A 23,948-nucleotide genomic window follows, 5' to 3' on the forward strand; every position below is an offset into this window, starting at 1 on the left:
GCGACCCGCCTTCGAGCGCGTCAGGGAAGATCACCCAACACACCCGGTATGCGAAGACCAAGAATGAGCCCGGCGGGCTCCGCTGTCAAGGAGCGCCTGCGCCGTGCGACTTGACGTGGGATGGATCTTTACTCAGACTGTGAGCTGCCATCGGCGCGATGGCGGAACCGCTGCGTGACCTGTCCGCGGTGGTCATCCGGTTGAGCCGGCTGCTGAACAAGTGGTGGGCGTGCCGCGTCGGGATGGTGCTCATTCGCCGTGACCTGGCGGAGCACCCGTGCTTTGCACTTCTTTCGACCCCTTGTTCCGTCGTCGACAGGTGCAGGCCCACGCCCTGGCGTTGCCGCGCACCCGAGGAGCAGCAATGTCCCGTCGCCTACCTCTCAACCGGCTCCATCTCCCGTGGAACCACACGAAGCTCCGCCGTATGGCGGCCCGGCTGCGCCCCGGCCCGGGTGCGGTGCTGTGGCCGGTCCTCGCGGCCACCACGTTCACCGCGCTGGCCGCGGGCGCATCACACCCCGGCGTGATCGAGATGGTCACGCCGTCGAAGACTCCGCATCACGGCGGCGCGGCTCCCCAGCGGTCCGTACGCCAGGTGCGGCAACAGGACAAGAACGACCTGACCAAGGTCAGGAGCGCGCTGCGTGCGCTGGAGACGGTCCGGAGCGAACTCGCCGGAGTTCGCGGAGCCTCGCCCGTGACCTACGACCGCGCCACCGCGGACCTCGCCAGGCTGGAGCGGACGCTGGCACAGGGCACCACGGCTCCCGGCCGCGGCGCCGAACCGGCATCGAGCGAAGACGTCTCCCAGCAGGCCGACTCGGCCGACGCGGTCCGGGCCCGGATCAGCCGCAAGGTCATCGCCTACGCCCGCGCACAGATCGGCAAGCCGTACATCTACGGTGGCGTCGGCCCGCGCGGATTCGACTGTTCGGGGTTGACGATGAAGGCCTACCGCGCCGCGGGCGTCTCGATTCCGCGAACCTCCGACGTCCAGTACTTCCATACCCATCGCATCGCCAAGGGCAAGGAACGCCCGGGCGACCTCGTCTTCTTCGACTATCACCGCGGCATGAGCGGTCCCGGTCACGTGGGCATCGTGCTGGATCCGGCCCGCCACACGATGATCGCCGCACCGCACACGGGCACGACGGTGAAGATCCAGAACTACGTGACCGTGGGCAGGGCGGACGGCTTCGTCGGCTTCACCCGGCCGGGCCACAACGGCGCCGGCGAGGCACCCAAGTCGCCGAAGCCGAATAAGTCCCCCAAGCCGGACAAGCACCGCGAACCGGCGACGGGCCATCGGCACATCGCCACGGCTGTCGTGCCTGCCGCCCAGACGACGTCCACGGGACGTCCGGCCCGCACCCCGGAGGCACACGTCCGCCGGCCCCAGCCCGCCAAGAGGCACGCCGTGAAGAAGGCGAAGAAAGCGGCGGTGAAGAAGGCGACGCGGAAGACGCGACGCGCGCAAGCTCCCGCCGGTCCGCAGATCCTCTCGTCTCCCGCGCCGACGGTCGTGTCATCGAGCGTGCCGTCGGCAGGAAGGGCGTTCACGCCGCGACGCGTGTCCGGCCATCCGGGGGAGCGGATGAGAGAGCAGCGGCACGCGGGCTCGCGGCGCGGTACGGGTTGCGGTGCGACCGGGCGTCATGGCGGTTCCGGCGAGCACGGCGTCAGGTTCTGGATCGGCCGCACGGGGCAGTCGGGAACCGCAGGCCATCGGACATCCGCACATCACGCACACCGGCCGAGTGATCGCCGGTGACGTCGACGAAGGCCACCGCAGGGCGTACCTGCGCTCTTCCCGGATGTGACCGGCCGGTCGTTCCGACGACGGACGGCTCGCCCCGGCTGTACTGCACACCGGACCACCGTGCCGAAGCACGTCGCCGCAGACGCGCCACCTCGCCCGCCTCGACCGCCGCCGAAGCGCCCGGCGCGGCGCGGAAGGAGCGCGAGGCAGGAAAGGGACGCCCGGCCCGAGCGGCACCGGAGGCGACCGGAGCCACGCCGGGTACCGGCAGGAGACGGTCGGTTTCTCGGGCAGGCGGCGTAGGGCGCGGTTCCGGCGGGGAGCATCAGGCGCAGTCGGTTTCCCGGGCGGGCGGCGTGGGACGCGATTCCGGCAGGGGACGTCTGGAGCGGTCGGCCCGCAAGGCGCCGTCGGGACGCATCGCGCGGCCCAGGGCCGTCGCGGCACGGGGTCCGCTGCGGGCCTTCCGGAGAACAGCCTTGCCTGCCCGGCCGGCGGTGGCCGGGGTGCGGCGAGTGCGTTCGCGCATCGAGCGCCGGTGCCGGTCGACGTCGGCCGGGGTCCTCGGCGGCACGCGGCGGATCCTGGAGCGGCCGGCGTCTCGGCGAGCGCTCGTCGGGCTGACGGCTCTCGTGCTCCTCATCGGCCTCGCGTCCGCCGACCGGCCGTGGGCCGGAACCGGTGTCCGGCCCGCGCGGGCCGCGGTGCCGTCCACGCGAGCACGGCCGATCGGGGTTGAGGCCCTGATCCGGCAGCGCTCCGCGACGGTCCCCCGGTCGCTGGCCCTTGCCACCCGCCGCCTCCGCGCGGTCCGCGACGCACGGCGGAAACTCGATGATCTGCCCGCGTCCCGGAAGAACGCCAACATCACGGCTGCGGCGCACCAGCTCGCGCAGCAGGAGAGGCGGCTCAACCAGGTGATCAAGACGCTGCGGGGTTGGACCGCCGACGCCGCGAGCCGCTCCCGCGAGGTGGCCCGGCGAGGCCGGATCGACGGCGATCTCGCCGATGTCGAGCGTGCGCTGACGGCACTGCGCGGATTGCCGCCGAAGGAGACCACCCCGTATCTCCGGGCGGCCACCCGGCATCTGCTCGAACGGCGTACCGGCCTGCGCCGGCAACGGGCGGCGGTCACGGAGGCGATCGCCGGCCTGGAGAGGAGGCTCACCGTCCCGCTTCCGAACTGAGCGTCGAGCCCAGCGTTTCAGAGCGCCGGGAGGTCGTTATCCGGTCCAGGACGCGAGTTGCTTCTGCGCCGGCAGATTCCACAGCGTGCCATGCCCCTCCGCGATGACCAGCATGTCGCCGCGGGGGCTGAGCGCCAGCGTCTTCGGCGTGTCGATGAGCCGAAACGCCGACGTCTTCTTGGCGCCGGGAATCTCCCAGATATCGATGATGTCCTCGTCGGTGCTCGAGTCGGCGCTCGAGTCGGTCGAGGTAACGGCGAGGGTCCGGCCGTCCGGGCTGAACACCAGCCCGCCTTCGGGCGCTGTCCAGAGGCCGTCGGGCGCCACCCAGGAGCTGTGCAACTCGATGGTCTTGGTGTGGGAGGCCACGTCCCAGAGTTCCAGCCGGCCGTCACGCGTGCTGGAGAACACGATGGTCTTGCCGTCGGGGCTGAACGCCATTCCGTCAGGCTCGGCCCCAGGCCATGAGGTGCGCTGCCTGTTCTCCTTGGCGTTCCAGATGAAGATGCCGCTGCCGCCGCCTTCGCTCTGGTAGTAGCCGCAGGCGACGTCGTACCCGTCCGAACTCAACGCCGTGCCGAGGCAGCCGGACGGCATCGTGCTGGCGACGCGCCTTCCCGTACGGACGGTCCAGATGGCGATGTGACCGTTCGTGCCGACGGCGGTGAGGGTCCGGCCGTCGGAGCTGTATCCCAGCGCGTCGACCACCTCATCGATCCCGGAGTACTCATGCTTGTGACGAGTGGCGAGGTCCCAGGTGTCGACGGACCCGCTGTCGAGGGCGGCGGCGACGGTGCGGCCGTCCGGACTGAAGGTCAGCGCCTGGATCTCGCCGTCGGTCTTCCAGGAGCGCCGTAGCCTGCGGGTGGCGGTGTCGTACACCCGCACGACCTCAGAGCTTCCGCCGAACACCACGGCGTCGCCGTCCGGGCTGAACGCCGTCTGGTCGAAACCATCGGGGTCATCCGGCGGCTCGCCCCCGGTGGGCGGCCCGGACTCGGTCGGCAGCGGATCGCCCAGCGGGACCGACGGCGTCGCGGCGGGCGCACTCGCGGGCGAGTGGCCCGAGCCGGCATGGATCCCGGTGTACAGCACGGTGAGGCCGAGGACGACGAGTGCCGTGATGGCCAGGACTCGGCTGGGTCTGACGGCCGGCGGCGGGCGGTGAGGCAGGGCGTCGACGGGAGGGATCCGCGGATCCCGGTCCGAATTCCGGTGCGGCGGCGGGACCTTCCGTACGGGAGAGTCCTCGTCCGAGCGAGCCGGGCCGGCGGTCTTCGGCGGCGACGGCGCGGCCGGCTTCTCGCTCACCGCCGGCTTCTCGGTGGCAGCGGGCGCGATGGCCGGTCTCTGGGGGATGGCGGCCCTGGCCGTCGCGCCGTCGGGCTCCTCGCGCAGGATCTCCGCGAACCGGTCGGCGACCTCCTCGGCGCTCAGACGCCGCTCCGGATCACGGCGCAGCAGCGCCGTGATCACTGGTGCGAGCGGACCCGCGCGCACGGGAGCCGGCGGGTCCTGGGTGAGCAGGGTCAGCAGGACGGTGGCGTGGTCCGGGCCCTCGTACGGCGGTCTGCCCTCTGTCGCGTTGAAGAGTGTGGCGCCGAGGGCCCACAGGTCGGCGGCGGGACTGGCGGCGGCGTTCTCGGCCTGTTCGGGGGCCATGAACGCCGGGGTGCCGGTGATGTCTCCGGGCTCGTCGGTGCGCTCGCCGACCCGCTGGGCGACGCCGAAGTCGGTGATGACGATCCGCCGGTCGCTGATCAGGATGTTGGCGGGTTTGAGGTCACGGTGGACGACGCCGGCGGCGTGCGCCTCCCGCAGCGCTTCCAGCGCCGCCCTCCCGATCTCGGCGACGCGCCGGTACGGCAGGCGTACCTCTTCTTTGAGGATGTCGGCGAGTGAACGGCCGGGGAGGAGTTCCATGACGATGATCGGGACGCCGTCGTCGTCGATGACGTCGTAAATCGTGATGATCCCGGGATGGTTGAGCCGGGCGGTGGCACGCGCCTCCCGCAGGGCGAGCGTGCTGAGTTCGGCACGTTCGTCATCGTCGAGGCCGGGCGGCAGAGTGACCTCTTTGATGGCGACCTCGCGGTCGAGCATCTCGTCATGACCGCGCCAGACCGTGCCCATACCGCCCTGCCCGATCACCTCGACCAGGCGGTAGCGCCCGTTGATCAGCTGACGCCCTTCATCCATGACCCCACCCATGATCGGGTTCGACGGGAGAGGGACATCGTCGGTTCCCGGGGGACCGCACTGGCGAGTGGGGGAGAGCGCGGCCTCGATGACCTCCAGGCCCGCGATGGCGTCCTCCAGCGTCACCGGAGGGGGGTGCGCAAGTAACGACCACGTCAGGCGGGGTTCGGCTCGAACTCATCCAGCAGCTTCAGCAGCTGGTCCACGCGTTCCACGATGACCGTGCGCAGTCGCTCGGCGAGCCTGTTCCAGTCTTCGGAGGCCGGCGGCCGACCGGGTGGGAGGGCCGCGAGCGCCACGCGGATCTCTTCCAGGGTGAGCCCGACCCGCTGCGCCGCGCGGATCATCGCGACGCGGCACAGCACGTCGGCGAAGAAGCGGCGCTGGTTGTCACTCGTCCGCTCGCAGGGCAGCAGGCCCTGGTCGGCGTACCAGCGCACCGCCGACCTGGCGATGCCCATGCGCTCGGCGACCTGGCCGACCGTGAGGCCGGAGACGTGCCACTCCGCGGCCCCGCGGTCGCGCGGGCTTGCGTTCAAGTTCACTTGACCCCCTAGCGTCTCGGCCATCTCACCACGAGACGTACAGGAGGAACATCATGGCCGAAACGCTGCAGGTCGGCGTCCTCGTCGGCAGCACCCGCCCGGCCCGGCGGGCCCGGGCGGTCGCCGAGTGGATCTGCGCCGGCCCCGAACCCGGCGAGCTCGCCCTCGATCTCACCGTCGTCGACCTCGAAGAGGTCGGCCTGCCGATGCTCGCCGAACCCGAACCGCCCGCGTTCGGCCGGTACGCCCTGGAGCACACGAAGGCCTGGGCGGAGCTGGTCGCCGGCTTCGACGCCTACGTGCTCGTGTCACCGGAGTACAACCATTCCACCACCGCCGTGCTGAAGAACGCGCTGGACCACCTGTACGCCGAGTGGCAGGACAAGGCCGTGGCCTTCGCCGGCTACGGCACCGGCGGCGGGGTCAGGGCCGTCGAGCACCTGCGCGGCGTCACCGCCGAGCTCGGTATGGCGGGCGTCGGCCCGCAGGTGGCACTCGACCTCTTCGAGGACTTCGACGACCAGGGCCGGTGCGCACCACGGGCGCGACAGGACGAGGCGCGCCGCCGGATGCTCACCGGCCTGGCGCGGTGGGGCCGGTCGCTGAGGGGCCTGCGCGCCGCCCCGCCGCCGGACGGCGAGCGGCCGCACCTGCACTCGCCCGCGGAGGACGCCGAGGCCTCTGCGGCGGTGGAGCGGCTCATCGAGACGCTCCAGGCCGGCGGCGACACCGTCGACGCGGACGAGTACGACCGGATGTTCGCCGGAGACATCCTCTGGGGCAGCCCCTACGGGCGCACGCTGGCGGGCTACACGCCGCTCAACGAGATCCACCACAAGCTCATGGCGAAGAGAGTCGCTCCGCCTTCGCGGTTCGAGCCGGTCCAGGTCCTCGCGCCGGCGCCGGGCGTGGCCGTCGCACACATCCGCCGGCGGGCCCTGACCGAGCCGGGCTTCTCCGAGATGGCGATGTACGTCCTGATCAAACGGCAGGGCACCTGGTGGCTGGCCGCCGCCCAGAACACCCCGATCGCCGACCCGCCCCCGGCGCCGTGACGCCGGAACACGCTCCGCCCGTCATCGGTCGAGACTACGCGCGGGAGCGAACATTCCCGGTCGCGCGGACACCCGCGGACGACTCATCTAGAGCACGCGGCCCAGCGCCGTCTCGATGACCTCCAGGCCGGCGACGGCGTCGTCCAGCGTCACCGGAGGGGGTGCCTCGCCGCGGATCGCGGCGGCGACCGCCGGATAGAAGTCCTGGTAGCGGCCGTGCTCGGTGGGGTGCGGCTGTGTCCGGCCCGGGGTGCCGAGCAGCCCGTACGCCTCCGGCGGTGTCACGCCGAACCCGGGGTCGTCCGGTGTCCGGCCGTCGCGGAGCTGGGCCTCCTGGCCGTCCAGCCCGTACGAGGTGTACGCCGCCCTGTCGCCGAGCACGCGGAAGCGCGGGCCCAGGTCGGCGCTGATGGCGCTCATCCACAGGTGCGACCGGACGCCGTTCGCGTGGGTCAGGGCCACGAACGCGTCGTCGGCGGCCTCCGCGTCCGGGCGGCGGACGTCGATCTCCGCGTGGACCGAAGACGGCGGGCCGAACAGGGTGATCGCCTGGTCGATGAGGTGCGACCCCAGGTCGTACAGGACGCCGCCGGCGGCGGCCGGGTCGGCGGTCTCCTTCCAGCCCGGCTTGATCTGCGGGCGCCAGCGGGTGAACCGCGACTCGAACCGCAGCACCCGGCCCAGCGCGCCCGACGAGCACAGCCGGGCGACCGTGCGGAAGTCGCCGTCCCAGCGCCGGTTGTGGAAGGGGACCACGAGCGGGCCACCGGCGAGCGACCGCGCCTCGGCCGCGGTCGGGGCGACCGGCTTGTCGACCACGACCGGCAGGCCGGCGTCGAGCGCCGCGCGGGCGAGGGAGACGTGCGAGCGGTTCGGCGTGGTGACCACCACCAGGTCGTATCCACCCGCCCACACCGGGTCCGTACGATCCAGGATCTCCGTGTCCGGGTACCGGCTGCGGACGCTCGCCCGCCGGTCGGGGTCGGCCGTCACGACGGCGGCCAGTTCGAGTTCCGGCGCGGCGGAGATGAGCGGAGCGTGGAAGACGGCACCTCCGGTGCCATAACCGATCAACGCGACCCGAAGGGTGTCCACAGATGGCCTCCTCAGAATCTATTTGATCACGCTCCGGGTCTGTCCCGGCACGGCCGCCCGGCCTAGTGTCGCTGGGGGGCCCACGATGGGGAGGAGCGCGCATGCCCGGACCATCCCCGGATGCGAATCTGGCGGAGGTGCTCAGGCAGTGGACGCACGCGTTCGGCTGGTCTGAACGGGCCGCGTTCCTGTGCGGTGACGACGTCTACACCCACGGCGAGGTGCACCGGGGCGCGGCCCGCGTCGCGTCACTGCTGCGCGCGTACGGCGTCGCGCCGGGCGACCGCGTGGCGATCGCGCTGCCCGGCTCGATGGAGCTCGTCTGGTCCTTCCTCGGCGCCGTACGCATCGGCGCGGTCGCGGTACTGGCCGATCCGGACGCCTCGGCGCTGCCCCCGGCGGCCTTCGCGGTCTGCACGCCCGGACGCCATCCTCATACGATCACGCCGGTCGAGCTGATCGGCGCGCTGCCCGCCGCGGCCTCCGCCGACCCGCACCCGGTGCTGCCCGACGCACCGGCGTACGGCCAGCACGCCGCGACGTACGCCCACCGCGACCCCGAAGAGTCCTACCTGGCGATGGAGCCGTTCGGGCTGCGCGAGAACGACGTGCTGTTCTCGGTGTCGAAGACCTACGACCCGGTCGGCCTGCGCAACACGATCTTCCTTCCGCTGTTCACCGGCTCGTGCGCGATCCTCGACTCGCGGCAGCGCTCGATCCCCCTGGTCGCCGAGGGGGTGCGGCGGCACCGGGCCAGCGTGTTGCTGTCGACGTCGGCGTTCCTGGGTCGCCTCGCGGCGGAGCGGCCGCAGGGCGACTTCGCACCGCTGCGGCTCGCGGTCTCCCAGGGGACGACGCCACCACCGAGCCGCGTCGAGCAGTGGCTCGGCTGCCCGGTGGTGACGCCGTAGGGTCAGCTCCCCGCCCCCGCGTAGGTGCCGAAGCTCCAGAAGACGCCCTCGGGGTCGCGCACGGTGAAACCGCGCCCGTACGGCTCGTCGAGCGGCTCCCGTACGACGGTGGCACCGGCCGCGCACGCCCGCTTGAACAGGCCGTCCACGTCATCGGTCACGACGTAGACCGATCCGGTGCCGGCCGGCAGACCGGCGATGGAGCTGTCCTCGCGGGAGGAGCTGCCGAGCATGACGCCGCCGCCGAGCGGCCAGCGGAGTTCGGCGTGGTCGACGCGGTCACCGTTCTCATAGACGGCGACGCGTTCGAAGCCGAAGGCGTCGACCAGGAACCGGATGGCGGCGTGGGCGTCGGAGTAGCGGAACGACGGCCAGATCATGGTTTCGCTCATGGCCCTATCGTCCGACGGCGTCCTCGCCCCCGTCTTGGATGAATGGGAGATCCTCGCCGGTCAGCCACGCCGAGGGCGGGCAGCCGCAGAGCTCGTTCCACTCGCGCGCCAGGTGCGCCTGGTCATAGAAGCCGCACACGGCCGCGACCTCGGCGAGCGCCGGCCGGTCCGGCCGCGACAGCAGCCGCTTGGACCGCTGGAACCGTACGACGCGTGCCGCCTCCTTCGGCGTCAGGCCGTACTCGGCGGTGAACCGCGCGGCCAGGTGCCGCCGGCTCCAGCCGACCTCGGCGGCGATGTCCGCGACGCGCACGAGGCCGGCGTTCCGCGTGATCAGCTCCCAGGCGTGGCGCACCTCGTCCGACGGCGCGCCCGGCCGGCCGGCGTCGCGGGACAGCACCTCGTCGAGGACGGCGAACCGCGCGGGCCACGAGGCCGACTCGGCCAGGCGTTCGATCAGCTCACCCGCCCGCGTGCGCAGGAGCCCGTCGAGTGGGACGACCGTCGACGACAGCTCGCCGGCCGGCATCCCCAGCAGCGTCCTGACTCCCCGCGGAGTGAGGTCGAGCTGGACGCCGTACTGGTCGCCGTCGTGTTCGATCAGCACCGGGCGCGTGTGCATCCCCCCGGCGAGCGCCGCGAATCCCGTCGCGTCCGAATCACGGCCGGGCTGGGTCGTACGGGTCGGCTTGCCCAGGCTGAGCACCACGGTGACGTACTGGGAGGGCAACCCCCGGTGCGTGCCCGCCGGCAGACCCTCGTAGCGGTAGCCGGAGTAGCGGGCGACCAGCGGCGCCACGCGCGCCGGCGGTGTCACGTCGGCACGCTCCGCGATGAGAGCCGAGCTGCTCATGTCCACCACGGTAACCGCGACGAACGGCACGTAGCGCCCCTGCCGTGGCGAATCTCCCTCTCGTAGACTGGCCGCGCGACGGCGAGGCAAGGAACCCGGTGCGATTCCGGGGCTGTCCCGCAACTGTGATCGGGTAGCGCACCCGCACGTACGGCCACGGCGACGAGCCGGAAGGCCGCGGGTGTGCGGTGACCCGAGAGTCAGGAGACTTCCCGCCGTCGGCGATCGGCACCCGAGCCGGGGCGAGGACCCCCGAGGGAAGGACCCACACGTGCGTGTCTTGCTGCTGTCCACCGCCGACACCGAGTTGCTGTCGGCCCGCTCCGCCGGGTACCTCACGGGCAACCCCACCCGGCTCGCCCTCGCCGACCTCGACGCCCTCTGCGCGGACGCCGACGCCGTCGTCGTCCGGCTCCTGGGCGGCCTGAAGACCTGGCGCGAGGGCGTGGAGGACCTGCGGCGGCGCGGCCTGCCGCTGGTCGCGCTGGGCGGCGAGGCCACGCCCGACGCCGAGCTGATGGCGCTGTCCACCGTTCCCGCCGGCGTCGCGGCCGAGGCCCTCGACTACCTGCGCGAAGGCGGCGTCGGCAACCTGCGCGAACTACGCCGCTTCCTCGCCGGGATGCTGTCGCCGGGCGACGAGGAGCCCTGGGCGCCGCCGCAGCGGATGCCCGAGTACGGCGTGCACGGCGAGCACGAGACGCGGGCGGACCGGCCCACGGTGGGGATCGTCTTCTACCGGGCGCACGAGCTGTCCGGCAACACGGCGTTCGTCGACACGCTCTGCGAGCGGATCGAGGCGGCGGGCGGCAACGCCCTGCCGGTGTTCTGCGGCTCGCTGCGCTCGGTCGACGAGGGCCTGCTGGAGCTGCTCGGCCGTGCCGACGCCGTCGTGGTCACCGTGCTCGCGGCCGGTGCGTCCGCCGGAGCGGCGAGCCGACGAGCGAGCGGAGCGGTCGGTGAGGGACGAGCCGCCCGCGCAGCGAGTGAGGAGGGGAGCGCGACCATCGACACTGACGGCTGGGACGCCGGTGCGCTGGCTGCTCTGGACGTCCCGGTCATCCAGGGCATGTGCCTGACGACCTCGCGGGAGGTGTGGGAGGCCTCCGACGCGGCGCTGTCGCCGATGGACGCGGCCATGCAGGTGGCCATCCCCGAGTTCGACGGGCGGCTGATCTCGGTGCCGTTCTCCTTCAAGGAGGAGGGGCCCGACGGCATCCCGGTGTACGTCGCCGACCCCGAGCGCGCCGCCCGCGTCGCCGGCATCGCCGTGCGCCACGCGCGGCTGCGTCACACGCCACCCGCCGAACGGAAACTCGCGATCGTGCTCTCGTCGTACCCGACCAAGCACGCGCGTGTCGGCAACGCGGTCGGCCTGGACACCCCGGTCTCGGCGGTACGCCTGCTGACCGCGCTCAAGGAGGCCGGCTACCAGGTCGGCGACCACCCCGCCGACGGCGACGAGCTGATCCACTCGCTCATCGCGGCGGGCGGCCACGACGTGGAGTGGCTGACCGAGGAACAGCTCCGCGCCGCGTCGGCGCGGGTGCCGCTGGAGGACTACGAACGCTGGTTCGCCTCGCTCCCGGACTCGCTGCGCGAGGCCGTACGGGAGCACTGGGGCGAGCCGCCGGGCGAGCTGTACACGGACGGCCCGGGAGGTCGGTCGGGGTCGGTTGGTCGGGGGAAGGTCGAGATCGTGCTCGCGTCACTGCGGTTCGGGAACGTGCTGCTGATGATCCAGCCGCCGCGCGGCTTCGGGGAGAACCCGGTGGCGATCTACCACGACCCCGACCTGCCGCCGTCGCACCACTACCTGGCCGCCTACCGCTGGCTGGACGCGACGTTCGGCGCCGACGCCGTCGTCCACCTCGGTAAGCACGGCACGCTCGAATGGCTGCCCGGCAAGGGCCTGGGCCTGTCCGCGGAGTGCGCGCCCGACGCCGTACTGGGCGACCTGCCGCTGGTCTACCCGTTCATCGTCAACGACCCGGGCGAGGGGACCCAGGCCAAGCGCCGTGGCCACGCCGTCGTCGTCGACCACATGGTGCCGCCGATGGCCCGCGCGGACACGTACGGCGACCTGGCCAAGCTCGAACAGCTCCTGGACGAGTACGCCACGGTCCAGGCGCTGGACCCGGCCAAGCTGCCCGTCGTGCGCGCGCAGATCTGGACCCTCGTCCAGGCGGCCCAGCTCCACCAGGACCTGCACGTGTCCGACGAGCCGGACGCCGACGCCTTCGACGACTTCGTCCTGCACGTGGACGGGTACCTGTGCGAGGTCAAGGACGTGCAGATCCGCGACGGCCTGCACATCCTGGGCGACGCGCCGGACCCGGAGCAGCGGGTCAACCTCGTGCTCGCGGTGCTGCGGGCCGCCCAGGTGTGGACCGGCGGATCCGGCGCGCTGCCGGGACTGCGCGCGGCCGTCGCCGCCCGGTACGGGCTGGAGGAGAAGGCGCTGCTGGCCGAGCCGGGCGCCCCGGCGGACGCGGGCGGCCTCACCGAGATCGCCGACGGCCCGGCCCGTACCGCCTCGGACGTCGTCGACCTGCTCGAGGCGGTCGCGCGGCGGCTCGTGGTCGGCATGGAGACCCTCGGGTGGGACGCGTCCAAGACGCCGGCGGTCTGCGCCGAGGTGCTCGGGTCGGCGGATCCGGACGTCGTACGGCTGCTGGAGTTCGCGGCGCGCGAGGTCGTGCCGCGGCTGGAGGCCACGTCCGGCGAGATCGACGCCGTCCTGCACGCGCTGGACGGCGGGTACGTCCCGGCCGGACCCTCGGGTTCGCCGACGCGCGGCCTGGTCAACGTGCTGCCGACCGGGCGCAACTTCTACTCCGTCGACCCGAAGGCGATCCCCTCCCGCAACTCCTGGGAGGTCGGCGTCTCCCTGGCCGACTCGCTGATCGCCCGTCACCTCGCCGACACGGGGGAGTACCCGCGCAGCGTCGGCCTGACGGTCTGGGGCACCTCGGCGATGCGCACCCAGGGCGACGACATCGCCGAGGTCCTCGCGCTGATCGGCGTGCGGCCGGTGTGGGACGAGGCCTCCCGGCGGGTTACCGGCGTCGAGGTGGTCCCGCGCGAGGAGCTCGGCCGCCCGCGCATCGACGTGACGCTGCGCATCTCCGGCTTCTTCCGCGACGCGTTCCCGCACGTCATCACCCTCGTCGACGACGCGATCGCGGCCGTCGCCGAGCTGGACGAACCCGACAACCACCTGCGGGCGCACGCGCTGGAGGACGCACGCGAGCACGGCGACTGGCGGCGCGCCACGAGCCGCATCTTCGGCTCCAAACCGGGCGCGTACGGCGCGGGCCTGCTGCCGCTGATCGACGCGCGCAACTGGCGCGACGACGGCGACCTGGCCGAGGTGTACGCCGTGTGGGGCGGCTACGCGTACGGGCGCGGCCTCGACGGGCGCGAGGCGCGCGGCGACATGGAGGCGGCGTTCCGGCGCATCACGGTCGCCGCCAAGAACCAGGACACCCGCGAGCACGACATCGTCGACTCCGACGACTACTTCCAGTACCACGGCGGCATGGTGGCCATGGTCCGCACGCTGACGGGCCGCAGCCCGGCCGCGTACGTCGGCGACTCGGCGCTGCCGGAACAGGTGAGGACCAGGACGCTCGGCGAGGAGACCCACCGGGTGTTCCGCGCCCGGGTGGTCAACCCGCGCTGGATCGCGGCGATGCGCCGGCACGGCTACAAGGGCGCGTTCGAGCTGGCCGCGACGGTGGACTACCTGTTCGGCTACGACGCGACGGCGGGCGTGGTGGACGACTGGATGTACGAGAAGCTGGCCGAGGAGTACGTCTTCGATCCGGAGAACCGGGAGTTCATGGAGCGCTCGAACCCCTGGGCGCTGCGCGGCATCACCGAACGCCTGCTGGAGGCCGCCGACCGCGACCTGTGGGCCGAACCGGATCCCGAGACCCTCGACCGCCTCCGCGAGACCTACCTGCGCCTCGAAGGCGACCTCGAAGGCGGCGAGTAGCGGGCCCCGCTCGACGACGGTCTTGAAAGGCGGAGGGTAACGGGCGTCGCACGTCACGGTGAAATGTCGTGGCGAAAGGGGCGACCATGGACCGGTGCGGGTCTAGACTTGCGTCGTTCGTTGTCTTGGACCATTCGCGTTATGAAGGTAGGTCTGGCGCCATGACCGCATCCCAGACTCCCACCCCTGCCGAGGAGTTGCGCGGTGCCGGCCTGCGGGTGACCGCCGCCCGGGTCGCGTTGCTCGAGACCGTCCGGCACGGTGACCACCTCGACGTCGAGGCGATCGCGTCCGGAGTGCGCGATCGCGTGGGCCATGTCTCCCTTCAAGCGGTGTACGAGGCACTCCACGCCCTCACCGCGGCGGGGCTCGTACGCCGCATCGAGCCGGCCGGCAGCCCGGCGCGGTTCGAGGGACGCGTGGGGGACAACCACCACCACGCCGTGTGCCGGTCGTGTGGTGCCGTCGCCGACGTCGACTGCGCGGTCGGCGATGCCCCCTGCCTGACAGCTTCCAACGACCAGGGCTTCACGATCGACGAGGCCGAGGTCATCTATTGGGGCCTGTGCCCCGACTGTTCCACCACAAATCGGAAGGATTCCCGTGGCTGACACTCCTGACGCCGTTGTTGGAGAGACGAACGAGAGCGCGGGCGGGTGCCCGGTCGCGCACGGGCGCGCGCCGCATCCCACCCAGGGCGGCGGCAACCGCGGCTGGTGGCCGGATCGGCTCAACCTCAAGCTGCTCGTCAAGAACCCGCCCATGGCCAACCCCCTGGGCGAGGACTTCGACTACGCCGAGGCGTTCAACAGCCTTGACCTCGCTGCCGTGAAGCAGGACATCGCCAACGTCCTCACCGACTCGCAGGACTGGTGGCCGGCCGACTTCGGGAACTACGGGCCGCTGATCATCCGCATGGCGTGGCACAGCGCCGGCACCTACCGCGTCAGCGACGGCCGGGGCGGCGCCGGAGCGGGTCAGCAGCGCTTCGCGCCCCTCAACAGCTGGCCGGACAACGCGAGCCTCGACAAGGCCCGCCGCGTGCTGTGGCCGGTCAAGAAGAAGTACGGCCGGAAGATCTCGTGGGCCGACCTGATGATCCTGGCCGGCAACGTCGCCCTGGAGACGATGGGCCTGAAGACCTTCGGCTTCGCCGGCGGACGCGAGGACGCCTGGGAGGCCGACGAGGACGTCTTCTGGGGTCCGGAGACCGGCTGGCTGGACGACGAGCGTTACAGCGGCGACCGTGAGCTGGAAAAGCCCCTGGCCGCGGTGCAGATGGGCCTCATCTACGTCAACCCCGAGGGCCCGAACGGCAACCCGGACCCGCTCGCCGCGGCGCGCGACATCCGCGAGACGTTCGCCCGCATGGCGATGAACGACGAGGAGACCGTCGCCCTGATCGCCGGCGGCCACACGTTCGGCAAGACGCACGGCGCGGCCCCGGCGGACGCCATCGGCCCCGAGCCCGAGGGCGCCCCGCTGGAGGACCAGGGCCTGGGCTGGAAGAACACGCACGGCACCGGCAAGGGCCGCGACTCCCACACCAGCGGCATCGAGGTCACCTGGACGCCCACCCCGACGAAGTGGGACAACAGCTTCTTCGAGCTCCTCTTCGGCTACGAGTGGGAGCTGACGGAGAGCCCGTCCGGGGCGAACCAGTGGCGGCCGAAGGACGGCGCCGGCGCCAACACCGTGCCCGACCCCGAGGACGGCACGCTGAACCGCCAGCCGGGGATGCTGACGACCGACCTGGCGCTGCGCTACGACCCGATCTACGAGCCGATCTCGCGGCGCTTCAAGGACAACCCCGAGGAGTTCGCCGACGCGTTCGCCCGCGCCTGGTTCAAGCTGACCCACCGCGACATGGGCCCGATCCAGCGCTACCTCGGGCCCGAGGTGCCGGCGGAGACGCTGGTCTGGCAGGACCCCGTCCCGGCGGTGGACCACGAGCTCGTCGACGCCGACGACGTCGCCGCGCTCAAGGCCCGGCTCCTCGACTCCGGCCTGTCGATCTCCCAGCTGGTCTCCACCGCGTGGGCGTCGGCCGCGTCGTTCCGCGGCACCGACAAGCGCGGTGGCGCCAACGGCGCGCGCATCCGGCTGGAGCCGCAGAAGAGCTGGGAGGTCAACAACCCCAGCGAGCTGGCGACCGTGCTGCGCACCCTGGAGCAGGTCCAGGAGGCGTTCAACGCCGAGCAGACCGGCGGCAAGCGGATCTCCCTGGCCGACCTGATCGTGCTCGGTGGGTGCGCGGCCGTCGAGCGGGCCGCGAAGGACGCCGGCCACGACGTGGTGGTGCCCTTCACCCCGGGACGCACCGACGCGTCGCAGGAGCAGACCGACGTGGAGTCGTTCGAGGTGATGGAGCCGACGCACGACGGGTTCCGCAACTACCTCATGAAGGGGAACCTGCTGCCGGGCGAGTTCCTCCTCATCGACCGGGCGAACCTCCTCACCCTGAGCGCGCCCGAGATGACGGTACTCGTCGGTGGTCTGCGCGTCCTGGGCGCCAACCACGGGCAGTCGTCCCTGGGCGTCTTCACCGACAACCCCGGGTCGCTGACCAACGACTTCTTCGTGAACCTGCTCGACATGGGCACGGTGTGGAAGCCGACGTCCGAGGAGTCGGAGACCTTCGAGGGTCGCGACGCCTCGGGCGAGGTCAAGTGGACCGCCAGCCGCGCCGACCTGGTCTTCGGGTCGAACGCCGAGCTGCGCGCGGTCGCGGAGGTGTATGCGAGCGACGACGCGAAGGAGAAGTTCGTGACGGACTTCGTCGCGGCGTGGGACAAGGTGATGATGCTGGACCGGTACGACCTCGCCTGATCCTCGCGTGATCGATCTCGTCTGACCGACGACGTCCGGGCCGGCCCATGGATGGGCCGGCCCGGACGCTTTTTTGTGGACCCGTGGACGGGGCGGCGCTGGACGCTTTCAGGCGGCCGGTGCGTTCGGCGCGGGTTCGAGGAGAGCCTGCCGGTGGCCGCGCCGCGCCCGGCGTACGGCGAGTGGAGCGGCCAGCCCGGTCAGGGCGAACAGCGCTCCGACGACGTACCACCCGGGACGGCCCCAGGCGATGCACAAGGCGATGAGCACGCTCGGCCCGACGGCCTCGGCCAGCCCGGCGCCCAGGCCGAACACACCCAGGTACTGCCCGGTGGCGTGCTCCGGAGCGAGGGCGAAGGACACCTCGAAGCCCCCGCCGGAGTGCCACAGCTCGCCGACCGTGTGGACCACCACCGCGGTCATGAGCAGCGCCGCGGCGGCCCACGCCGGCACCCCCGCGGACAACGAGATCAGCGAGCAGGACAGGAGGAAGGCCACGCCCGCTCGGCGGTAGGCGACTCCTCCGGCCGTGGGGGAGTCGATGCCGCGGCTGGCCCGTACCTGGAACACGACGACGATCACGGTGTTGACGACCATCGTTCCCGACACGAGCCAGCGCGGAGCGGTGGTGGCCTCGACCAGCCAGAGCGGGACGGCCACGGTGAGCACCTTGAACTGGACCGCCATGATGCCGTCGAGCGCGGTGAGCAGAAGGTAGGGGCGGTCCCGTAGCGCGATCCAGCGGGGCCCGTGGACGACGGGCCCGGCCGTGACCGGCGGCAGGAAGGCGAGGATCGCCGCGGAGGCCGCGAAGGCGATCGCGTTGCCGACGACCAGCACCTGGTACGCCGTGAGGGTGCCCACCTGAACCGCCCATCCCGCCAGCAGGGCACCGAGTGAGATGCCGACGTTGGTCACCGCGCGGAGGTAGGCGCGGAACTCCTGGGGCCGGTCCCCGCCGTAACGCCTGATGAGCGGACTGCGCGCGGCCAGCCCGGCCGCCTTGGCCCCGGTGGCCGCGCCCACCGCGAGAACGAACGGCCAGAAGCCGTCCACCAGCACGAACCCGGCCGTCGCGAGCGCCTGGACGACGAGGGTGGCCGCGTAGACGCCGCGCGCCCCGCGCCGGTCCGCGAGATGGCCGACGACGATGCCGACGGCGAGCGAGAGAAGCCCGGCGATGCCGAGCCCGAGTCCCACCTGGCTCGCCGGCAGGTGCACCGCCTGGGTGAAGAACAGAACCCCGGCGGTCAGGTAGAGGCCACTGCCGACGGTGTAGACGAAGTTCGAGGCCGCGACGACACGCTGTGGTCCGGTGTCCGGTACGAGGTGGGGCATGACGTGGCTCCGCTCCCGGGCAGGCGGTGAGGACCGGAGCTCATCTTGTTGCAACTATATTGCAATAGCAAGTGAGATGTGACTGCCGAGCCGTAGACTCCTCTCGTCGTCTGGTCCGGGAACTGATGGAGACCTGCACATGACCTCCACTGACGGAGATCGATCCGAGCGGTGACGCTGCGCGCCGACCTGACCGGATTGCTCGCCGATGCCGACGTCGTCGACGTGGACATCGACAGGGCCCTCGAGGACGAGCACGTGCGCTGCTCCGCATATCTCAGAATTCTTTCGGTGCTCGCCGCCGCACGGAGCCGTGACCGTGACCGGGAAGTCGTATCGACGATCCTGCGCGACCCCGAGGGGTCGGTGGCCAAGACGGCGGTCGTCGCACTCGTGGACGGCATCGCCATGAAGACGGATGACCCGGCCGAGTTCCGGCGGTGGGCGGCCGGACTGATGCCGGAGATGGATCGGCTCATGGCGGATGGGCACCGCGGCTTCCTGCACCGTCGAATCCACGACTGGACGGTCTATCTGACCATCCTGACCGGCCGTACTCCGGCCGCCGCCGAGATCGCCGGGCTCACGGACTGGATGCAGCGCAAGATCGCGACTGAATCGACCTCGCCGCCGGTACTCGCGATGCTCACCGAAACGGGCCGCACACGGAAGATACGGAACATCGCCCGAAACCGCGCCGGCAGCCGCGCGGTCAGAAACGAACTACGCCCGTGGCGGAGGAGCGCGATGGACATTCCACTGACGGAGTTCGATCCGAGTGGTGACGGGCTGGTCCCGCCGGCCCCTCCTCCGCTGAGCGAACCACTGCCCGAGCGCGTGGTGATGTGCTTCTTCCCCGAGGTCGTCGACGGCCTCCCGGAGACGTACGGCGCGCGGCGCATCGGCGCGTACTCCCGCGAACTGGGCGGCCACGCGATCTACCGGATCGTCCACGACGGTGTCCCGGTCGCGGTCTTCCACCCCGGCGTCGGCGCGCCGCTGGCCGTACAGCACTTCGAGAAGGCGATCGCCGCCGGCGGACGGTACTTCGTGGCCTGCGGAGGGGCGGGCGCCGTACGGCCCGGCCTGGCGCTCGGCCACGTCGTCGTGCCGGACGCCGCCGTACGCGACGAGGGCACCTCGTACCACTACGCCGAGCCGTCCCGTCTGATCCGCGCCGACCCGACCGCCGTGGAGACCGCCGTGGCCACGCTCGCCGCACACGACGTCCCCCACGTCACGGGAACGACCTGGACGACGGACGCCCCGTTCCGCGAGACCCCGGCCCGCGTAGGAGCGCGCCGCGAGGAGGGCTGCGTGACCGTCGAGATGGAGACCGCCGCGTTCCTCGCCGTCGCGACCTTCCGCGGCGTGCGCTTCGTCCAGTACCTCTACGCGGGCGACGACGTGAGCGGCGAGGCCTGGGACCACCGCGCGTGGACGACGGCCGCCGTACGCCCGGAGCTCTTCGCACTCGCCGCGGAAACGGCCACCCGCCTGTGAACGAGGGAAGCGCCCGGCCGACACCGCCCGGTGCCATCTGGTACGCCGTGGCCGCGGCGATCCTCCTCACGGGCTGGGGACCCATCTTCATGTTCCTCGTCCTGCCGGTGGGTTCCCCCGAAGGCGTACACCTCGGGGCGCGGTTCCGGCCCGACACGACGATCACCGTCTCGCTGCGCGCCGGGGATCGCCTGGCGATCCACGCCGGCACGACCGGGATCTATCGCCTGAGGTGTCACAAGCCTACGGTGATTCCCGCGGAGCCCCGGACCTGACCGGCCACCCGGTCACCCGGCTGATGATCGGGATCAGCCGGGAGGCGACCTTGAGATGGCCCGCGACGGTCGGATGGACCGTGTCGGTGTAGTCCGCGGTGCTGTGCCGGTCCAGCCAGCCGTCGGTGTTGACGAAGACCATCCGCGGATCGGCGGCGTTCGCCACGTCGGACTGGATCGCGGCCGAGTGCCGGCCGATGAGCGGCTCCATCGCGAAGATCCACGCGTGCGGGTTCGCCGCGCGGACCTCGCTCAGGTAGCTCGCGTACGCCGGCGCGAACTGCTCGTCGGTGACCGTGCTGTCGTTGGAGCCCTCCAGCAACACCACGACGTCCGGGACGAACCCGGAGTCGGCCGGTGATCCGGCGAAGTTGTATGGGAACGACTCCGGCGCCGTCGGCACGTTGCCGACTCCCTCGCGCATGACGCCCTGCTTGCCGAAGCCCACGAGCTGCATGTCGGCGCCGAACGAACGGGCGGTGACGGCGGCGTACGTGCGCGTGCCGTCCGCTCCGTCCGGGGTCAGCGGCTGCCCGAGCGCGCGGATGCCCTCGGTGATCGAGTCGCCGAAGAACGCCATCCGTACGGGCGCCGGCCGGGGCGGCGGAAGCAACCGGCCGCGAGGTGCGAGGCGGAACCCTCGGAGGATCACGGCGTCGCCGAGCGGCGGCAGCCAGCGGTTGGTGACCTGGTCGGTGTCCTTGACGTCGACTCGCAGCGTGTGCGCGCCCGGACGCAGCCCGGGCGGTGCGAGGTCGATCTCCGGCCGGTCCACCGTCACCAGTGACCGGGGCCCGCCGTCGACGGTCACCCACAACTGCGGCGGCACCGCGATGGTGGAGACGTCGAACAGGCCGGTCACCCGACGGCCGGTGAACCGCAGACGTACCCGCGATCCCGAGTTCACCGTGGCCGCTTCGTCGCCCGCGTAGTGGCGCTCCCAGCGGCCGACGAATCCGATCCGCGGATCGGAGGACGCGATGGTCGTCCCTTCGCCCGCCGGTTGCGCCACCGCGCCCGGCGTGCCGAGCAGTACTCCGGCCAGCACGGCGGCCGGGAACGCCCCGGCCGCCGCCGCCCGTCTCCGGTCGCTCCGCATGTCAGCGTGCGGAGAAGGTGATGATCTGAGCGGTGCCCGGCGCCACCGTGACGGTCGACCTGCCACCGGAGACCCGCACCGGGGTGGCGTCCGGCCGGCCGGACGGGACGCCGCGGTCGGAGATCGTGCGGCCGCCGAGCCTGATGGCGGAGGCGTCCAGGGAGGCCAGGCCGTCCGAAGCGGAGGTCCGCAGTGTCACCGCCTGGCCGCGGCGGTAGGCGGACGGCAGATTCACCGTCACGTCGTCGTCGCCGGTCGAGGCGGCCGGGTCCTGGATGTTGATCAGGACCATCGTCAGCCCGCCGTTCCGGTTCTCGACCGCGTACGCGCGCAGCTGTGACAGCGCGGTGTCCGACAGGCCGACGTCGAGGAACCTGCCCTCCGGAACCTGGTGGAACGCCCACAGCCCGTAGTACAGCGGCGTGGCCGACAGCCGGTTCGAGTCCAGCGCGTGCCGGTCCGCGGCGCAGAACGCCCCGTAGTACCGGTAGGAGATCGGGTAGTCCTCCGAGTCGCGCGGTTGGAAGTCGCCGCAGACCGCCGCGGTGTTGGTGTGGAACTGCAGCTGGGAGACGCGGCTCTGGGCGGTCTGCAGGAGGTAGTCCAGCGACCACAGGCTGGTCGCGTACGCGTCGCTGACCCCGGGCTGGCCGCTGCAGGACGCGCTGTTGGACTCATTGATCACCGCGGGTATCCCGCTGTTCAGCCGGCCGGTGATGTCCATGATGCCGGTCAGCTTGTTCCGGTCGGTGACGTAGGTGCTCGGTGACAGCAACCCCGCGATCGTGGCGTTCGACGAACCGCAGTGGCTCTGCGGGTACAGGTGGTTGGTGAACTCGGCGATCATCTGCCGCGGGTCGCTGCCCGTGTCGGCCTGCACGGCGGACACGAACCCGTCGAGCTGGGTGTTGGTCTTCGCGGTGTTCGCCGACGGCCCGGTGACCTTGATGTTCGCGTGCGGGACCGCCTGCTTGATCGCCGCGTGGTACTTCTTCATCGTCGCGTAGTACTCGGCCGGGGTCAGCGTCGTGACGTTGTCGTACTCGTTGCCGACCTCCACGGCCAGCAGGTCGTCGCCGAGGATCTCGTGCGCCGCCTTCACCTCGGCGACGGCCTGGTCCAGCGTCACCGGCGGGGACGGGTCCTTGGTGGGGTTCTTGATCTTCGATGGATCGATGATCTTCTTCAGCGGCACGCCGAGGGTGGCCTTCCAGCCGCTGTCGCGCAGCAGGGCCTTCAACCGGACGAGGTCGGACCGGTCCACCCGGCCGCCGATCGCCTCCGGGGGCGTGGGGGCGTCGCGGTAGTCGCCGAACGCGGGCCAGACCAGATCCATCGAATAGCCGCCCAGCCGCAGCACGCCGTGCCGGCCGAGCGTCTTGAGCCACTGCGACATCCGCGGCTTGGTCAGGAACCCGTGCGCGAGGTCGGCCGACTCGACGGAGAAGCCCAGGTTCTCGCCGGTGACCGCCCCGAGGTCCGGGGCGACTTTCGGAGTCAGTGTGATCGCGGTGGGGTCGGCCGAAGCGGTCGGCGCCGCCACCGCGCACGCGGTGGCCAGCGCGGTCGCCAGCCCGACCGCCGACAGAGATCGCCGTACGATCCCGCCCGTACCGCGACGACCTACGATTTCTCTCACCATCTGCAGGCTCCCAGTGTCCTATCGCCGCCGTCTTGATTCAGGAGGTCAGCCCCGAGAAACCGGTTTCTGGTGGTGCAGTTCAGCACCGTTCGCACCGAACGTCAATAGATGACCGGACCGTGAGGGTGTTCCTCGCCGGTGAGCGCTGGTCCTCGCCGTGCCGTCTGCGGTTACCGTTGGCGTGTGCCCACGAAACGCGATCCGTCCGGTGCCGGCGGGCGCCGGGTGACCATCGCCGACGTCGCCGAGAAGGCCGGCGTCTCGCGTGCCACCGTGTCACGGGTCCTCAACGGCCAGGACACCGTGGATCCGGTCCTGGCCGGACGCGTCCGCCAGGTCAGCCGCCGCCTCGGCTACCACCCGAGCGCCATCGCGCAGGGTCTGGCCCGCGGGGCGAGCCAGACGGTCGGCGTCGTCGTCCCCGACCTCGCCAACCCGTTCTTCCCCGAGGTGGTCAAGGCGCTGACGGTCGCGGCCGGCAACGACGGGTTCAGCGTCGTGGTCGCGGACTCGGACGAGGACCCCGAGGCGGAGCTGCGCCTGATCCAGGACGTCTCCCGCCGGGTGGACGGCCTGGTCCTGTGCTCTCCTCGCGCTCGAATCGCGGACCTGCGCCGCGTCGTCCGCAAGGGGCTGCCGATGGTGTGCACCAACCGGATGGCCGACCCGCCGCTGACCGCCTCCGTCATGATCGACTCAGGCCGGGGGATGCAGGCGGCCATCGCGCACCTGAGCGAGCTCGGGCACCGCCGGATCGCCTACCTGGCCGGGCCGCCGTCCTCGTCGTCGAACGCCGACCGGCTGCACGCGCTGGAGCGGAGCCTGCCCGACGCGGTGGTGATCCCGACCGGATCGAAGAGCCAGGAGGGCTACACCTCGGCCGCCGCGGCGGCCGAGGCCGGTGCCACGGCCATCATCTGCTTCAACGACCTGGTGGCGTTCGGGGCGCTCGCCCGGCTCCGCACGCTCGGCGTCGCGGTCCCGGCGGAGATGTCGGTGGTGGGGTTCGACGACATCCCCGCCGCCGACTTCGTCCATCCGGCGCTGACGACCGTCCGCCTCCCCAAGGCCGAGCTGGGCCGGAGAAGCTGGGAGGTCCTGCGAGACCGGCTCGCCGACCGAGGGACGAGCGCGTCGGTCCGCCTGGAGCCGACCCTCGTCGTACGAGAGTCCACGGGCAAGGCGATCGACACGGCGGAGGACGCCGCCGGGGAGATCGTTTCGGGCGCGACGATCACCGCCGGGGAGCGCGCGGGGAGCTGA

18 protein-coding genes and 1 riboswitch are annotated in these 23,948 nt (G+C 71.8%); of the genes, 10 read left to right on the forward strand and 8 right to left on the reverse strand.

Annotated features, from left to right (window positions below; genetic code table 11):
- Window positions 1–364 precede the first annotated feature (364 nt).
- Both OG417_RS14020 and OG417_RS14025 read left to right on the forward strand, forming a co-directional pair.
- Complete coding sequence (locus OG417_RS14020; RefSeq protein ID WP_329255337.1) at window positions 365–1,774, forward strand: C40 family peptidase; 1,410 nt, start codon at window positions 365–367, stop codon at window positions 1,772–1,774.
- A 503-nt stretch (window positions 1,775–2,277) separates the two neighbouring features.
- Window positions 2,278–2,949 carry a hypothetical protein gene (locus OG417_RS14025; RefSeq protein WP_329255340.1) on the forward strand — a complete coding sequence of 224 codons (672 nt, stop codon included), beginning with the start codon at window positions 2,278–2,280 and terminating at the stop codon, window positions 2,947–2,949.
- 36 nt (window positions 2,950–2,985) lie between these two features.
- Here the strand turns inward: OG417_RS14025 and OG417_RS14030 are convergent, their stop codons facing one another.
- Entirely contained in the window at window positions 2,986–5,148 is a 2,163-nt protein-coding gene (locus OG417_RS14030) for a WD40 repeat domain-containing serine/threonine protein kinase (protein WP_329255344.1), read from the reverse strand.
- A 155-nt stretch (window positions 5,149–5,303) separates the two neighbouring features.
- Window positions 5,304–5,693 carry a MerR family transcriptional regulator gene (locus OG417_RS14035; RefSeq protein WP_329255347.1) on the reverse strand — a complete coding sequence of 130 codons (390 nt, stop codon included), beginning with the start codon at window positions 5,691–5,693 and terminating at the stop codon, window positions 5,304–5,306.
- Between the two features lie 53 nt (window positions 5,694–5,746).
- Here OG417_RS14035 and OG417_RS14040 point away from each other — a divergent pair, with 53 nt between their 5' ends.
- Window positions 5,747–6,748: an NAD(P)H-dependent oxidoreductase gene (locus tag OG417_RS14040; protein WP_329255350.1), complete on the forward strand. Its 1,002-nt coding sequence runs from the start codon at window positions 5,747–5,749 to the stop codon at window positions 6,746–6,748.
- Between the two features lie 87 nt (window positions 6,749–6,835).
- On the opposite strand, the gene OG417_RS14045 is transcribed toward OG417_RS14040, so the two are convergent.
- Window positions 6,836–7,843 carry a Gfo/Idh/MocA family oxidoreductase gene (locus tag OG417_RS14045; RefSeq protein WP_329255351.1) on the reverse strand — a complete coding sequence of 336 codons (1,008 nt, stop codon included), beginning with the start codon at window positions 7,841–7,843 and terminating at the stop codon, window positions 6,836–6,838.
- Between the two features lie 101 nt (window positions 7,844–7,944).
- Here OG417_RS14045 and OG417_RS14050 point away from each other — a divergent pair, with 101 nt between their 5' ends.
- Window positions 7,945–8,754, forward strand: coding sequence for an AMP-binding protein (locus OG417_RS14050; RefSeq protein ID WP_329255354.1), 810 nt, complete (start codon window positions 7,945–7,947; stop codon window positions 8,752–8,754).
- Between the two features lie 2 nt (window positions 8,755–8,756).
- On the opposite strand, the gene OG417_RS14055 is transcribed toward OG417_RS14050, so the two are convergent.
- Entirely contained in the window at window positions 8,757–9,146 is a 390-nt protein-coding gene (locus OG417_RS14055; protein WP_329255356.1) for a VOC family protein, read from the reverse strand.
- 4 nt (window positions 9,147–9,150) lie between these two features.
- Window positions 9,151–9,999: a helix-turn-helix domain-containing protein gene (locus tag OG417_RS14060; RefSeq protein ID WP_329255359.1), complete on the reverse strand. Its 849-nt coding sequence runs from the start codon at window positions 9,997–9,999 to the stop codon at window positions 9,151–9,153.
- A gap of 88 nt (window positions 10,000–10,087) precedes the next feature.
- A riboswitch (cobalamin riboswitch) is annotated at window positions 10,088–10,210 on the forward strand.
- Window positions 10,211–10,270: 60 nt separating this feature from the next.
- Between OG417_RS14060 and cobN the strand changes: the two genes are divergently transcribed.
- From cobN to katG, 3 genes are all read left to right on the forward strand, one after another.
- Window positions 10,271–13,999 (forward strand): cobaltochelatase subunit CobN, encoded by a 3,729-nt coding sequence (cobN, locus tag OG417_RS14065; protein ID WP_329255362.1) that lies wholly within the window; start codon window positions 10,271–10,273, stop codon window positions 13,997–13,999.
- Window positions 14,000–14,160: 161 nt separating this feature from the next.
- A complete protein-coding gene (locus tag OG417_RS14070; RefSeq protein ID WP_329255365.1) occupies window positions 14,161–14,610 on the forward strand; it encodes a Fur family transcriptional regulator in 450 nt (149 codons plus the stop codon).
- Window positions 14,603–16,828 carry a catalase/peroxidase HPI gene (gene katG / locus OG417_RS14075; protein WP_329255370.1) on the forward strand — a complete coding sequence of 742 codons (2,226 nt, stop codon included), beginning with the start codon at window positions 14,603–14,605 and terminating at the stop codon, window positions 16,826–16,828. Before OG417_RS14070 ends, katG begins: the two co-directional genes overlap by 8 nt.
- 108 nt (window positions 16,829–16,936) lie before the next feature.
- Here katG and OG417_RS14080 read toward each other — a convergent pair whose 3' ends face one another.
- Window positions 16,937–18,166, reverse strand: coding sequence for an MFS transporter (locus OG417_RS14080; RefSeq protein WP_329255372.1), 1,230 nt, complete (start codon window positions 18,164–18,166; stop codon window positions 16,937–16,939).
- A gap of 171 nt (window positions 18,167–18,337) precedes the next feature.
- On the opposite strand from OG417_RS14080, the gene OG417_RS14085 reads away from it, so the two are divergent.
- Both OG417_RS14085 and OG417_RS14090 read left to right on the forward strand, forming a co-directional pair.
- Window positions 18,338–19,669, forward strand: coding sequence for a phosphorylase family protein (locus OG417_RS14085; RefSeq protein ID WP_329255375.1), 1,332 nt, complete (start codon window positions 18,338–18,340; stop codon window positions 19,667–19,669).
- Window positions 19,666–19,944, forward strand: coding sequence for a hypothetical protein (locus OG417_RS14090; RefSeq protein ID WP_329255378.1), 279 nt, complete (start codon window positions 19,666–19,668; stop codon window positions 19,942–19,944). Before OG417_RS14085 ends, OG417_RS14090 begins: the two co-directional genes overlap by 4 nt.
- On the opposite strand, the gene OG417_RS14095 is transcribed toward OG417_RS14090, so the two are convergent.
- Window positions 19,913–21,043 carry a GDSL-type esterase/lipase family protein gene (locus tag OG417_RS14095; RefSeq protein WP_329255380.1) on the reverse strand — a complete coding sequence of 377 codons (1,131 nt, stop codon included), beginning with the start codon at window positions 21,041–21,043 and terminating at the stop codon, window positions 19,913–19,915. The two genes, OG417_RS14090 and OG417_RS14095, sit on opposite strands and share 32 nt — an antisense overlap.
- A gap of 1 nt (window position 21,044) precedes the next feature.
- Window positions 21,045–22,682, reverse strand: coding sequence for a glycosyl hydrolase family 79 C-terminal domain-containing protein (locus OG417_RS14100; protein WP_329255383.1), 1,638 nt, complete (start codon window positions 22,680–22,682; stop codon window positions 21,045–21,047).
- Window positions 22,683–22,868: 186 nt separating this feature from the next.
- Between OG417_RS14100 and OG417_RS14105 the strand changes: the two genes are divergently transcribed.
- Window positions 22,869–23,948, forward strand: a complete 1,080-nt coding sequence (locus OG417_RS14105) for a LacI family DNA-binding transcriptional regulator (RefSeq protein WP_329255385.1) — start codon at window positions 22,869–22,871, stop codon at window positions 23,946–23,948.

The sequence above is a fragment of the Actinoallomurus sp. NBC_01490 genome (assembly GCF_036227085.1).
Taxonomy (GTDB): domain Bacteria; phylum Actinomycetota; class Actinomycetes; order Streptosporangiales; family Streptosporangiaceae; genus Actinoallomurus; species Actinoallomurus oryzae.